This window comes from Kordia antarctica, from assembly GCF_009901525.1.
Taxonomy (GTDB): Bacteria; Bacteroidota; Bacteroidia; order Flavobacteriales; family Flavobacteriaceae; genus Kordia; species Kordia antarctica.
This window is the reverse complement of record NZ_CP019288.1, coordinates 1827501-1841251: the sequence shown is the minus strand read 5'-3', so window position 1 is coordinate 1841251 and position 13751 is coordinate 1827501. Positions and strand designations below refer to the sequence as shown.

At 30.3% G+C, this 13751-nt stretch carries 12 protein-coding genes; 4 read left to right on the top strand and 8 right to left on the bottom strand.

The features are described 5' to 3' along the window. Positions 1 to 6: 6 nt before the first annotated feature. From IMCC3317_RS07325 to IMCC3317_RS07305, 5 genes are all read right to left on the bottom strand, one after another. A complete protein-coding gene (locus IMCC3317_RS07325; RefSeq protein ID WP_160128876.1) occupies positions 7 to 600 on the bottom strand; it encodes a DUF6134 family protein in 594 nt (197 codons plus the stop codon). Positions 601 to 683: 83 nt separating this feature from the next. Continuing rightward, positions 684 to 1451, bottom strand: coding sequence for a PepSY-like domain-containing protein (locus IMCC3317_RS07320; RefSeq protein ID WP_160128875.1), 768 nt, complete (start codon positions 1449 to 1451; stop codon positions 684 to 686). A 162-nt stretch (positions 1452 to 1613) separates the two neighbouring features. Further along, entirely contained in the window at positions 1614 to 1778 is a 165-nt protein-coding gene (locus IMCC3317_RS07315; protein WP_160128874.1) for a hypothetical protein, read from the bottom strand. Further along, positions 1778 to 3295 carry a phosphoethanolamine--lipid A transferase EptA gene (eptA, locus tag IMCC3317_RS07310; RefSeq protein WP_160128873.1) on the bottom strand — a complete coding sequence of 506 codons (1518 nt, stop codon included), beginning with the start codon at positions 3293 to 3295 and terminating at the stop codon, positions 1778 to 1780. Before eptA ends, IMCC3317_RS07315 begins: the two co-directional genes overlap by 1 nt. Then, complete coding sequence (locus IMCC3317_RS07305; RefSeq protein WP_160128872.1) at positions 3279 to 4124, bottom strand: phosphatase PAP2 family protein; 846 nt, start codon at positions 4122 to 4124, stop codon at positions 3279 to 3281. Before IMCC3317_RS07305 ends, eptA begins: the two co-directional genes overlap by 17 nt. 691 nt (positions 4125 to 4815) lie before the next feature. On the opposite strand from IMCC3317_RS07305, the gene IMCC3317_RS07300 reads away from it, so the two are divergent. From IMCC3317_RS07300 to IMCC3317_RS07285, 4 genes are all read left to right on the top strand, one after another. After that, the gene (locus tag IMCC3317_RS07300; protein ID WP_160128871.1) at positions 4816 to 5700 is read left to right on the top strand and encodes a diacylglycerol/lipid kinase family protein; all 885 of its coding nucleotides are present in this window, start codon (positions 4816 to 4818) and stop codon (positions 5698 to 5700) included. A 135-nt stretch (positions 5701 to 5835) separates the two neighbouring features. Continuing rightward, positions 5836 to 6405, top strand: a complete 570-nt coding sequence (locus IMCC3317_RS07295) for a phosphatase PAP2 family protein (protein WP_160128870.1) — start codon at positions 5836 to 5838, stop codon at positions 6403 to 6405. Positions 6406 to 6432: 27 nt separating this feature from the next. Beyond that, positions 6433 to 7035: an HD domain-containing protein gene (locus tag IMCC3317_RS07290; protein ID WP_160128869.1), complete on the top strand. Its 603-nt coding sequence runs from the start codon at positions 6433 to 6435 to the stop codon at positions 7033 to 7035. Positions 7036 to 7071: 36 nt separating this feature from the next. Beyond that, positions 7072 to 9891 carry a metalloprotease gene (locus IMCC3317_RS07285; protein WP_160128868.1) on the top strand — a complete coding sequence of 940 codons (2820 nt, stop codon included), beginning with the start codon at positions 7072 to 7074 and terminating at the stop codon, positions 9889 to 9891. A gap of 758 nt (positions 9892 to 10649) precedes the next feature. Here the strand turns inward: IMCC3317_RS07285 and IMCC3317_RS07280 are convergent. The 3 genes from IMCC3317_RS07280 to IMCC3317_RS07270 form a co-directional block, all read right to left on the bottom strand. Continuing rightward, positions 10650 to 11432, bottom strand: coding sequence for an ATP-binding cassette domain-containing protein (locus tag IMCC3317_RS07280; RefSeq protein ID WP_160128867.1), 783 nt, complete (start codon positions 11430 to 11432; stop codon positions 10650 to 10652). 4 nt (positions 11433 to 11436) lie between these two features. Further along, positions 11437 to 11736, bottom strand: a complete 300-nt coding sequence (locus IMCC3317_RS07275; protein ID WP_160128866.1) for a hypothetical protein — start codon at positions 11734 to 11736, stop codon at positions 11437 to 11439. A 353-nt stretch (positions 11737 to 12089) separates the two neighbouring features. Then, entirely contained in the window at positions 12090 to 13403 is a 1314-nt protein-coding gene (locus IMCC3317_RS07270; protein ID WP_160128865.1) for a tyrosine-type recombinase/integrase, read from the bottom strand. Positions 13404 to 13751 lie beyond the last annotated feature (348 nt).

Sequence of the window (13751 nt, the reverse complement as noted above, 5' to 3'; positions counted from 1 at the left end):
ATAGCACTATTTTTTTAATTCCATCGTAAAATCAACGATGGAATTTCTAATGACACATTTCTGCATAATACCATCTTTGTATGAATAATCATCATTTCGGTTGTTCTTTGGATTAATCAATTTGAATAATGTTTCGTTTTCATATTTAATGACCTTGAAACAACCTTCTACCTCTTCAAAATATGAAACATTATTTTTTGGCTTTTCAAAAGGCAATAGTATTGTACTTAATTTAATTCCTTCTTTAAATTCTGTCTTTTTTCCATCGTGATTTAAAATATATTTTCCCTCCTTAATTATTACTGTTGCATATTCTTTTAAATTATCATTCTTGTAAAATTTGTAATCACTAGATAGTAAACTGTCATTTTTGTAAACTACAGTCATTCTGGTTGTAATTTTGGTTTTAATAATAAAACTAATGGTAGCATCAGTATCAGAGGTGTACGTAGTTTGATTACCTTCTAAAGTTTTAGTGGTTTTTACAGTACCTATAGTTTTGTTAGAAACTATTAAATCATAAATTAAGGTTGTTGTTTGTGCATTAGTAATATAATAGCTTGAAAGGTAAATGCCTATTAAAAAAATATAACTTTTCATTGTTTTTTATGTATTAAAAAGGCCTTCTAAAACAGAAGACCTTTTGATTAATTTGATATTAGGAGATTATCTAAAGCTAATTATTAATCGCCATTTCCATCTCCATCATCGTCACCATTTCCTGTATTTAGGAAAACGCCATTAGCATCAAAATGTAACTCAATACCAGTGCTAAGAGTTACTTCGTAACTGCCATCACTTTCAATTTGTGCTTGTAGAATAGTGTCGTTTGGATAATTTGTACTCACATAGTCTAGTACTGTTTGCGGTAACATTGCAGCATCTATTACTTGGTCATTATCGTCATTGGTTTCATCGCCATCATCATTCATATCATCTTGGTCTACTCCAACTCCCAAAAATGTTCCACTACCGTCAAAGATCAATACAACATCATTAGTTAACTCGATTTCATAGTTTCCGTTATTTTCTAGTTCAGCTTCATGAATTGTAATACTTGGGTAATTTGCCAAGATATAATCTAAGATCACTTGAGGTAAGTCTGTCGGATTAATATCTGTATCTCCGTAATCGTCACCGCTATCGTCGTCTATACCTATAAAAGTTCCACTACTATTAAATATAAGCTCTATTCCACTACTTAATTCCACTTCAAAACTACCATTATCTTCAATTTCTGAAGTAGCTATTGTCTCATTTGGATAATTTGTTGCTATATAATCCAAAACTACTTGAGGAAGTGTTGCTACGTTAATGGAATTATCTGATTTTGCAGCTACTAAGTTTGTGCTTGCTGGTTCATTTGGTATGACATTCGTACTATCTTTGCTACAGGAAAATATACTTGTAGTAATAATTAATATAAGTAATACTGTTTTTGTTGTTTTCATATTATTTGTTTTTATTGAACATTTATTTTTTAATCAAGCTTTAGTTTTGCTTCATGTATAGATAATTAAAATTAGAGTGTAGAGTTGTTCAATAAATAGAAATATATTTTAAGTTTATTTTACAAATGTAGTAATGAATTCTAAAGAAAAGTTATAGCGAATCTAAAGCATCAACGTTGTTAGCCATTCAATAAAACCATCTTCCGCAGCAAAACGAGTATCAAAATAAACCTCATTTGTGTAGGAAATGTATAGACCTACTAAAAACACAATTGCTAAGAAAGTGTAACTAAAATATTCTAATTCATTTGGTTTCAAATTAACCATTAGTTTTCATAAATACTCATCGTAGGATCATAGATTGGACTCTCTATTTTTAAAAAATCTAAGACGCTATGAAAGACATTGTGTTGCGAATGTTGTTGGTTCTGCTTAAGCTTTTTTGAATCATCAGATAGCCAGACAATAAATGGAATATCTAACTGCTCTTTTGGTGCTATACTAGCAGGTATACCGTGCATGTATAGATTTTTTTCTCCTAAAGATTCTCCATGGTCAGAAATAAAAATCATAGAGGAATTATACTCATCTAACTGTTTTAATTCTTGAATTAAGGTAGCTAGTATATAATCTGTGTAAACAATAGTGTTATCGTATGCGTTTATCAATTCTTCTTGAGTACAATTTGCCAACTCAACACTTTTACAAACTGGACTAAACTTCTCAAATTGCTCAGGATATTTTTTATAATACGTTGGTCCGTGGCTAGTATTTGTATGTAAAACAACCAATATTTTATTTTTGTTACTTGCCAATATCTGTTCTCTTAAACCGTTGAGTAAAACTTCGTCATACCCACAACGTTGTTCTCCTGCGCATCGTTCTTGTAAGGCTTGCTTATTCTGAAAGTTTTTGGTGTTTACTGTTGGTTCTCCCCAGTTTGTAGTTCGCCAAATAACCTCGACATCGTTTCTATACAGGTAATTAGGTAAAGTTTCATAAAGATCATTAGTATATTTATGTTCTAAAATACATTTAAGACCTGCTGTGGTGTATGTCGCACAGGATTCAGCTTCATAATGATAAACGTTATCTATCTTGGAAAGCAGTGGATTTGTGTTTTTTTCATATCCGTATAAAGAAAAATTGTTACTTCTGGCAGATTCTCCAATTACAAGAACAGCTACAGATTTTTCAGTATTGTTTATTGTAGCGTTTGGCAATAAAATCGGTTTTTGCTTATTCTTATGTTTGTAAAACAAAGAGATATTAACAGTATACGACCAAGGCATTACCAAGCCTCCTAAAGTTTTGGAGTTTTTATCAACCCACAACCAATTTGATGAGTTGAAAAAAGCGAGCGATAACAGAAATACTAGTGTTAAAAAAACATGCAATAAAAACCTTTTTAATTTTGTGCGAACGAACTTAATTTTGAAAAGTAAAACACTTGGTAGTACACCTAATAAAACTATATAAGCAAATAAACCAAAAGACAAAAAACTACTAGATTCTTCATAATTGGTGTTAAGAATATTACCAATCATAGTTTCGTCTATTATTACACCATACGTATTTATAAAATATACAGCAATAGAATTGATAATGAAAAACGCTGCCAATAGCCATTTTCCGAAAGATCGCAATAGAAATAATACTATATAAAAAAACACTGCATTAGCTAGTATTGTTGCAATGGTTAAACTAACCAGGAGTAAAATGCCGTTAAAACTTTTTGTATCTATATTACTAAACACAAATTTATAGAAAGGGTAGTGATATAAAACTAAATTTATAAAGCTAAATAGCAACGCAAAATAAGTTAATTTAATTTTTTTTGACATACGTTTTTATAGTTATGAATACTGTTAAGACCAATGACATCAATGACAAATAAAATATTGGCAAATTTATTTTTATCATTTTTGTAATAATAAAAATCCCCCAAATTGTTAAAACTAAAATAAGGCAAAGTCTTTTATTTTTTACCCAACCGAACAAATTTAATCTTTCACTTATTTTTATACCTATAATTGCAACTATAAAACCAAGAATACCACCAATTATGACATCAAGCGGGTAATGTGCACCTACACCAACTCTTGAAAAAGCAATAATTAAGCCCAATAAAAACATAAAAGTATACCACAATATCTTATATACATTTCTTTTCGGCATAAAAGCGAATAACACTATAGTTATTACAATAAAGGTTGTTATGGAATGCCCTGAAGGTAACGACGTTGGTGCTGCAATAGCTCTCCCAATAATTACAAAACTATCATGATTGTACATTTTAGGAGGTCTTGGAATAGCAAATATTTGTTTCAATGTAGTCGAAACTATCAATGAAATGATTGCTGATAGCAGTAGCGCTTCCCAAAGTTTAGGAGCATAAATAAGAAAGACCGTAAGCAGCGCAAAACCTATGATTACATCACCTAATTGAGTCAGGTTAAACTGTAAATTTGGAAATTGGACTAATTTATTATTGAGAAAGAAAAACACATCTTTTTGACAAGCAACATATTCATCTACAAAATTAGTCTCTTTAGAAAGTGTGAAATACAAACAGAATGAAATCAACACTAAAAAAGGGGGAATCAAGAACCATAATCTTATACTCTTAAAATTATTTACTACTACATTGTTTAACTCAAAAATATTCGCCATCTGCAATTATTTATTTGAATACTTTAAACTTTCTTACAAGATTGAGAGTTTAAAGTATGCTGGGGATTTTTAATAATTTTTAAAATTATAACTCGATTCTTAAGAGAATCTGAAGATGTTAAACGATATGCGATTTATAATTTATTGAGAAATGAAAATTTGGAGTGTATACCGTTGGTGGGACGAATTTTATAAGTCTATAACTTTTATACTTGAATTATGACAAAGCGAAAATTTGATGCTGAATTTAATGTTATGATTGTTGATTTATAAAAATCAAGAGTATCATCAAACAAGTAAATTGAAATTATCACGAAAACAAAACGCTTTTTTTGAATCGAAAATTGAAGGAAAATTAATGCTGAATACTTTCAATCTCATTAAATAAGAAATCCTTAAAATGTTACTAAAAATAGACTTTAGATTTACTTTAGGTTTCTAAAGTAACTTTACATTTAATAAAATGTATACAGATTAAGATTACTTTAATCAACAAGTGCAAGTTTATGAAAATCAATAATTTAAAAGCTTTCATGCATTATTGTATTAAGTAGGTACAACCCAAAAAATAGGAGGCTTTAAGCTCTTTGTTTTACTTGTATAACAGAAAGAATTACTAAATGAAACAATTTCATTTTATCAAATGGCAGATTATTTATATCGTAATGAAGGACTTAAAGTAACAGAATAATTGAAACAGATTCATTTCATCATAAATCCAATAGCAGGCTCAGGAAAGACTCATAAGTTGAGCAAGGACTACTTGGCTACTTTTTTTGAGAAAGAGAAGTATGTAATTCACATAGAATACTCAAACTATAAAAAACATGCAGCCGTTTTAGCTAAAAAGGCTATGGAAGAAAGTGCAGACATCATCGTTGCTTGTGGTGGCGATGGAACCATAAATGAAGTGGCTTCGTGCATAGTGGGTTCAACCATTAAACTTGGAATCATACCTACGGGATCAGGAAATGGACTTGCCTCAAATTTGAAAATTTCAAAGCATATTTCAAAGGCAATTCAAATCATTAAAAATGAAAATGTAAGACAAATAGATGTTGGAATTATTCACGACAAGTACTTTTTTAGCAATGCAGGAGTAGGTTTTGATGCCTGTGTGGTTAAAAATTATGAGTCTTCTAAAAGAAGAAAATTTAAAAGTTACATCAAAGCTGCTTTAAAATCTTTTAAAGAACTGCGCTATGATCGAAAAATAGAAATAGAACTAAACAACACAAAAATTATAACCAATCCTTTTATGATTTTTGTGTCCAATTCTAATGAAATGGGCTACAATATTAGTCTCACACCAAAAGCATCACTTCATGATGGATTATTAGATATGCTTATTGTTTCTAAAATATCAAAATTCAAAGTTTTACTGCTGGGTTTCCTCATACTTATTAAAAAACAACAGTATCTAAAAGAAGCCAATCATTTCCAAACAAAGTTAATAAAGTTAACAAGACACAATGGAGACTTATTTCAGTTTCAAATTGATGGAGAAGCGTACATTATTGAAGAAAAAACAATTTTTATAACCATTAAAGAAAAAGCATTGCATGTTATTAGTTAAAAAAACATAATGGCTTATTTGCACTCGCTGATGCTTGTATTCATTACTGAATATCAAAAATGAACATTTAGAATTGACATTCAATTCTACTAAAGATAAAATATTAGTTTAAATTTTAAAAACCCCTAAATAAAAATGAAAAATTGCTTTCTAGTACTTGCTATTTTCTTTACATCTTTAATGTATGCCCAAGAAATGGATTCTCCCAGTGAAATTCGTAGAGAACAATTTATACAGGATTTTGGAGATTATGCACAGCATGTTCCAGCGTTGGCTTCTTTAGTAACGATTATTATAAAAAAAGACAAAAAAGGATTTTGGCAATTCTCTAAATCGTACGGAACTACTTTAGCTTTAACCTATGTATTAAAAGTTACGATTAATAAACCAAGACCCGATGGTAGAACTGATGGTCATGCTTTCCCGTCAGGACATACTGCTGTAGCTTTTAGCGGAGCTTCTTTTTTACATAGAAGATATGGATGGAAATTTGGAGTACCAGCATATTTGCTAGCCACTTATGTAGCATATACTAGAGTTGAAGGCATACACGATAGACATGATGGATGGGACATTTTAGGAGGAGCATTAGTAGGTATTGGAAGTACATATTTGTTTACAACACCTTATGAAAAAGAACATTTTGAACTTACGTTTAATAGCGGAAAAGGAGACTATTTAGTTGGGTTTAAATACAAATTTTAAGTATAGATGTACCAAATAATACATAAAGTGAAAAAACACTGCTTTGATCTGCTGACACATAGCAGATGTAAAGTGTTGCCATTTCATAGTATGCAACATACTTTAGAAGTGTATAAAAATGTACAGACTATAGGAAAGAATGAAAATCTGAATACCGAGGAATTAGAAATTTTAAAAATAGCAGCTCTCTTCCACGATACTGGTATTTCAATAATTTATAAAGGTCACGAAGCTATTAGTTCTAAAAATGCGCAAATATTTTTGAGCTATATAGAATATCCTGATAAAAACATTGCTCAAGTGATGAATTGTATTAACGCAACTAAAATGCCACAACAACCTATAACCAAATTGGAACGTATAATTTGTGATGCCGATTTGTTACATTTGTCAAGCAAAAATTATATGCTAAAAAATGAATTGTTAAGGATGGAATGGAAAACCCATATGGATTTAATTTTTACCGATGAAGATTGGCTTAATTTGAATCTTAATTTTTTAACAGGTCACAAATACCATACAGAATATGGTAAAAACATTCTTGAAGAAAAAAAAGAAAAGAACATTAAGTTAATGGAAAAACTGAAAGCAGAAGCTAAGTACAAAGCTATTTCAGAAAAGAATAAATAATAGTAAAAAAAAATTAAGCTTACGACTAGCATTTTAATGAAAATAACGAAACTTTTAACCAGTACTGTCTTTTTTTTAACCACGATAATTGGTTTTGCACAACATAACATAAAAATTGAAGCAAAACTCGACACGGTTCATCATATCATTAAAATAGATCAAGAAATCGTTTATTTTAATACCTCAAAGGATACCTTAACCAAAATTTTACTTCACGATTGGGCAAACAGTTATTCCGATAAAGAAACACCGCTGGCAAAACGCTTTGCAGAAGATTACAAACGAAATTTTCATTTTGCGAGCGATTTTGAGCGTGGTTTCACTAAAATACATACTATTAAAAATAAATCACAACAACCTTTGGTTTGGAAACGCTACAACAATGTTCAAGATATTTTAGAAATCAATTTAAGTGAACCTCTTGCACCAAACGAAAGTACTCACATCAGTTTTTCCTATGATGTTAAACTTCCAGATGATAAGTTCACAGGTAACGGATATACAAAGGGAAAGAATTATAATTTAAGATATTGGTATATAGTGCCTGCGGTTTATGATACAAAATGGGAAGTATACAGCAATAAGGATTTAAGTGATTTTTATGCGCCCTTGTCTTCTTATGACATTGAATTCACTATGCCAGACAACTACACTTTAACTTCTGGTCTCGAACAATCAGAACAGACTACTAATGGCGAAAAATTGATTTTCCTTTCTGGAAAAAACCAAAGAGAAGTCAAGGTGTACATTCAGAATTCATCAAACTTTTATAGCCTTAAAACAGAAGAATTTGAATTGGTCACTAATATCAATGCATATAAAGTTGAAGATTCAATAAAGTTAGAAACCGCTAATAAAATAGTTGCTTATCTAAAAGAGAATTTAGGAGCTTATTCTTTAGAAAAACTCATTATTTCAAATATCGATCAACGAAAAAATCCCATTTATGGATTTAATCAGTTTCCAGAAAAATTCAGCCCTTTTTCAAATGAGTTTCAGTTTGAAATGCAACTTTTGAAAAGTATGATTGATGCTGTTTTAGAAAGTAGTTTAGTCATTAATCCAAGAGAAGAAAAATGGGTTACAGATGGAATTTTAGTGTATTTAATGATGGATTATATTAACACCTATTATCCTGAAGAAAAGTTAGGAGGTAAACTTTCTAAAGTAATAGGTTTGCGATGGTTTCACGCAGCAGATTTAAAATTTAACGCCCAATATTATTTAGGCTATAAAAATATGGCAAGACGCTTTATAGATCAATCTTTAGAAACACGAAGTGATTCCCTTTTAAAATTCAATTATAATATAGCGAATACTTACAAAGCTGGACTTGGATTAAAGTATCTTGAAGATTATTTAGAAGATGGAACAGTTCGTAAAAGTATAAAACAATTTTATTCAAATTATAAGCTAAAACTAACCTCTGCTCAACAATTTCAGACTATTATTGAAGCTTCAGCAAAGAAAAACACCAATTGGTTCTTCTATGAATTCATTGCTGAAAATACCAAGCTTGATTTCAAGTTTAAAAATGTGGAAAAAAAAGGCGATTCTCTAATTATCACTTTAAAAAATAAAAGACAAAACACTATGCCAGTCTCCATTTCATCTATTAAAGATGATAAAGTGATTCATAAAATTTGGGTTGATGGTTTTTTGGACAAAAAGCAAGTCACTATAAAAAATGACGATGCGGATAAATTGGTTATTGATTATGATAAAAATATTCCAGAAGTAAAGCGTTCCAACAATTATAAGAACTTAAAAGGGTTTTTAAACAAACCATTACAAGTAAGGTTATTATTAGATTCCGAAGACCCTAGTAAAAACCAAACTTTTTTTATGCCAATCATAGAATTTGATAACATCTATGATGGATTAACGCTTGGAGGAAATATTTATAACACTACCATAATTTCAAAGCCATTTAGTTACAAGATTATACCAACTTACGGTTTTAAGTCCAATGCGTTAATTGGATCGGCTTCGTTTAAGCTAAATCAACAATTTAAAGAGTATGGTTGGTATTCATATAAAATAGGAATTTCAGTTAATAGAACCAGTTATGCACCAGAGTTGTTTGCCAATAGTTTTACACCATATATTGATTTCAATTATAGGAGTAAAGATTTAAGAAGTAATTTGCTTCAAAGAATAACATTGAGAAGTGTAAATATTTCAAGAGACGTTGATGTAGAAGTGCCTTTGGAAACTCCAGATTATAGTGTGCTTAATGCTAGGTATTTATATTCTAACTCTAATTTTTCGGACATCATTTATTTTAAAGGAGATTATGAATTGTCAAAAAATTTCAGCAAACTATATATAACTGCATTTTATAGAAAATTATTTTTAAATAACAGACAAATTAGTTTAAGATTATTTGCAGGAACATTTTTAAATAATAACAATCAAGTAAATAATGGTTATTTTGATTTTGCATTAGACAGACCATCAGATTATTTATTTGATTATGGCTATCTAGGAAGATCTGAAGATGAAGGTTTGGTATCACAAGAATTTATAACTGCCGAAGGTGGCTTCAAGTCAGTTTTAGACACCAGATTTGCAAACCAATGGATAACAACATTAAATGGAGAAGTGAGTATTTGGAACTGGATTCATGCATATGGAGACATCGGACTCTTAAAAAATAGAGGATTAAGTCCAAATTTTGCTTACGATTCAGGAGTAAAGTTAAGCTTGGTAGCAGATTATTTTGAATTATATTTTCCTGTAGCTTCAAATAATGGATTTGAATTAGCGCAAGATGAATACGGAGAAAAAATTAGATTTAGAGTAACATTAAGTATTTCCACACTCATAAAACTATTTACTAGGCGATGGTATTGAATAAATGATAAATTAGGTGTACGTCACATATAAAGCTACCGCTACAAAAAGGACTATAAATACAATTGCAGTCAAAAAACCTGTGATGAAACCTTTTAAGAATTGTAATCTTGTTTCGTTCATATTCATTTCCCGTGAAAACGGGAATCTCTTTTTACTTCTCATTATTTATGATAACAAAGCGACTAGGTACAACCAACCAAGATCAAACCTAGTACCGCTTTGCCTGTCTAAAAATAACAAAGAATTAGATATTTTATTCTCACGAAAGTGGGAATCTGTTACTCCAACCCAATCATAACATCTAGTTCTCGTGAAAACGAAAATGTTTATTTTCTATTAATATTCGGAATCTAAAAAGCAAAGCGACAGCGAACCATCGCTTTGCAAGGTCAACCCTAAGACCCACTTTAACACACCTAACAACACGTTTTGACCAAATAAACAAACGTATTGTTTCTCCAAAATTTTCAAAGAAAATAATGTACAGTATGTTACTTTTCTACATTTTTCTAAAATGCTAATTATTATTTTTCAATTCATTCTCAATTTCATCATCAACGTTATTTCTCTTTTTCAGTTTCTTCTTAAATGTTAGCTTTCCTTTATAGTATAAAACGATAAAGACAATGATTAGAATCTCCATTACAAGTACTACAATAAGGAAATTTACATGTATATCTTCCACACCTATTTTTATGAATATTAATGGCTATTAACAACACTTAAATAGTTTTGATGGGGTTTTTTAAATTTGTTTATAAAATCAACTTCAAGGCTTCTTTTTTATTTAAAATATCCGTCCAAAAATCACTATAAAAATTAGCGGTTCTTAGCAGTTCTTTGTGGCTTCCATTTACAATTGTTTCTCCGTTTTCAATCACGTAAATGTGATCTGCTATTTGTTTTAATGAATGCAGTCGGTGTGATATAAATATGATGCTGATTTTATATTTTAAGCGTTTTAACAATTGCAACACAAAGTGTTCGGTGTTTCTATCCATTGCAGAAGTAAACTCGTCCAGAATTAATAATTGTGGTTTTTTGTATAATACACGAATCAGTGCTAGTATTTGTTTTTGTCCGCCCGATAAGTTTACGCCACTTTCGCCCAATATAGTTGCATATCCTTGTGGCAAGCTTTGTATAAAATCGTCAAAACCATATTCTTGTATAAATTCGTGAATATCTTCAAAGCGGTGTATTTTATTAGAAAGCGTATAGTCTTCCATTACAATATTTTCAAGTGCATATGTTGGAAATATCTTAACACTTCCTTGAATTACACCAATCATTTGATGCCAATCTTTTATATTAACTTCATTGAGTGAAATATGATTATTAATGGTTACTGTTCCGTTTTCATAGGCACCCTTTTTTTGTAAAATTTGACTAAATGTATTTTGTTCAACTTCATTTTTACAAACAATAGCATTACATTGATTTTTGATAAGCTGAATGTTAATGCTTTTCAGCAATTGCTTCTGTCCAACTAATTGGATCGATAAATTTTCAATATGTAGCGATTCAAATTGTAGCATACTGCTATTGTTGATGTTTTAATGTGAGTTTAGTTTGTGAATCAGCTTCATCAAATCGTGTATTTTTATACTTGTCATAGCACAGTTTTGCAATGATAAAAACCACTAGTATACTGACTACAACTAAGATGGTTTGTACTGCAAACATGCTCAAACTAAATTCTTGATTTTTTGTTTCCATTGTATTTTGTAGGTTAAAAAAAGCCATGCGTATAGTTGGGATAAAGTTTTCGGTACTTTTGGTGTACTTTTTACCTTTTTTTAAATTCGATTTCTCTAAAATATATAAGTGTCTTAAAATCATGCTTTTATGATTAAAAAAGTTAAATTCAAGAATCAGGAGGAACTTTTTTAGTTTGGGAAAGATGATTCATAAAATAGTAGCCTTCAAAAAGAGGAGAATCTTTGAAAAATTTTTCTCTTTATTTGAAATTTTTGATAAAAATAAAGTCAAATAGAGTGAATAGAAATCCTTTTCTTATGTTTTTGGTCGTAAATTAAGATAAAAGAAAAGAGCGAAATGCGAGTTTTGGGAAATTAGGTTGTAAAACTGAACGTTTTTTTAAAGTACGTTTGATGCACTAAAAAAAGGCATCGCTAAGCAATAAGTTCATATTGGAACAACTTATTGCTTAGAGATGAGTGCTTTTTTTGAATTTAAAAATCAATGGTATATTTATTTGAATAATCTTTTGCTAGTGAAGCGCCAATACCTCTCAAATACTTACGAAGTTGCGATTTAGTCTTATGTCTTGTAAAACTCATCAGTTCAGTAAGTACTTGTTCATCTGCTTTTCCCTCAGAAGCTAAAGAATTATACAAATTGGATGCGGCAGTATGCTTAAAAGAATATAAAGTTTGATCGGTGTCAAGTTGTAATTCCTTTTTCATTATTGCAAAACGATCATAAAAATGATTGGTTTTAGTCTTTTCAGAAACATTCCACTCTCCACAAGTTTCGCTATCAGAAAAAATAAAATCAGTTGATTTGTATTTATGGAGTTCCATTTGCTCAATTACCTTTGCTAAACTCTCAATAATAGGAACGACTTCCTGTGCTTCGGTTTTGGTTTGAACATACAATCTTCTATTTTCTAAATCAATGTCGCCAACTTTAAGTCGACATACTTCTACATTTCTCAAAAATGCATACGCAATAAACTGTGTAAACTTTCTAAGATATGGATCATTGTCATCCATATACTCACGCATTACTCTAATCTGCGAGTCTGTATATGATTTATGTTTCTTAGGATTTTCTTTTAGCTTCTTAATAGCTGTAATAATATTGTAGGCTACAATATCATCACTTACCAATTGACTAAAAAGTGAAGACAGAGAAGTTCTGTACCCATTACGTGTTTTTGCATTCACGGGTTCATCGGTTAAATTACGATGCTTGTCATACTTCTTAATAGTATTTAAAAAAATCGAAACTTCTCGGCGTTTTAGTTCCTTTATAGTAATGATATCTAATTTTTGATCTTTCAACCAAGTTAAAAAGCGTTTTAAATTTCCTTTAATATTTATTTTACCGCGTCTTGACAAATAGGGGAGTTTCTGTTCAAGGGCAAAAATCAAGGCTTCTCTAACGTTATATTCATTTGTCTTTGGCAGTAAACTTTTGTCTTTTATCGCTTCCTTTTCAATTTTTTCTATCTTAGCTTCAGTGACCTTATAATTCTCATAAGGACTATATCCTTGTGATAACAGCTTCTTCAATGCAAGTTTATATGCCATTAAAATTTCAAGGCGCTCTGCTTTTGTATCAAACCGATTTGCTCCTTTATATATAGGTGGCTGTCTTTTTAATTTATCAGTTTTAGGCTCTCGGTAGGAGTAATACACGTACCAACGTTTGCTTAAATCGCCGTTTGCATCATAAACCTTTGGCTGTGAATAATCTTTCTTTGCTTTCAAATTGTATTCGATAACGTATTCGTTTTGTAAAATTTCATTAAATGTAGACATAAAAAATTGGTTTTCAAAATAGAGAAAACACGCATGAATACTGGTTTTGATGTCATTTATCAGTCGTTTTGACTTTTCATACAAGGGGACAGCTCTCGCCAGTCGCTTTGGGAGATAAGTTTGGAGTTTCAAAACCAAATTAAGGTAACACTATATATATAGGAATGCAAAACCCTTTAGAAAAAGCAACGATCTCCCAAGAGTTCCAACAACGGCTCCATCGTTAACCCGAGTTTAGAACAGGCAAGCAGCGAAGTAACAAATCAACAGACAACCAAATTAACAAATCAACAAACAACGAATCAACAAAAAACAAAAAACTTTTCAGATGTAAAGTGCGACACAATA

Coding starts and splice junctions, on each gene's coding strand:
- eptA (WP_160128873.1), bottom strand. CDS start 3,295: ATGTCAAAAAAAATTAAATTAACTTATTTTGCGTTGCTATTTAGCTTT.
- IMCC3317_RS07320 (WP_160128875.1), bottom strand. CDS start 1,451: ATGAAAACAACAAAAACAGTATTACTTATATTAATTATTACTACAAGT.
- IMCC3317_RS07275 (WP_160128866.1), bottom strand. CDS start 11,736: ATGATTTTAAGACACTTATATATTTTAGAGAAATCGAATTTAAAAAAA.
- IMCC3317_RS07280 (WP_160128867.1), bottom strand. CDS start 11,432: ATGCTACAATTTGAATCGCTACATATTGAAAATTTATCGATCCAATTA.
- IMCC3317_RS07270 (WP_160128865.1), bottom strand. CDS start 13,403: ATGTCTACATTTAATGAAATTTTACAAAACGAATACGTTATCGAATAC.
- IMCC3317_RS07305 (WP_160128872.1), bottom strand. CDS start 4,124: ATGGCGAATATTTTTGAGTTAAACAATGTAGTAGTAAATAATTTTAAG.
- IMCC3317_RS07285 (WP_160128868.1), top strand. CDS start 7,072: ATGAAAATAACGAAACTTTTAACCAGTACTGTCTTTTTTTTAACCACG.
- IMCC3317_RS07325 (WP_160128876.1), bottom strand. CDS start 600: ATGAAAAGTTATATTTTTTTAATAGGCATTTACCTTTCAAGCTATTAT.
- IMCC3317_RS07315 (WP_160128874.1), bottom strand. CDS start 1,778: ATGGTTAATTTGAAACCAAATGAATTAGAATATTTTAGTTACACTTTC.
- IMCC3317_RS07295 (WP_160128870.1), top strand. CDS start 5,836: ATGAAAAATTGCTTTCTAGTACTTGCTATTTTCTTTACATCTTTAATG.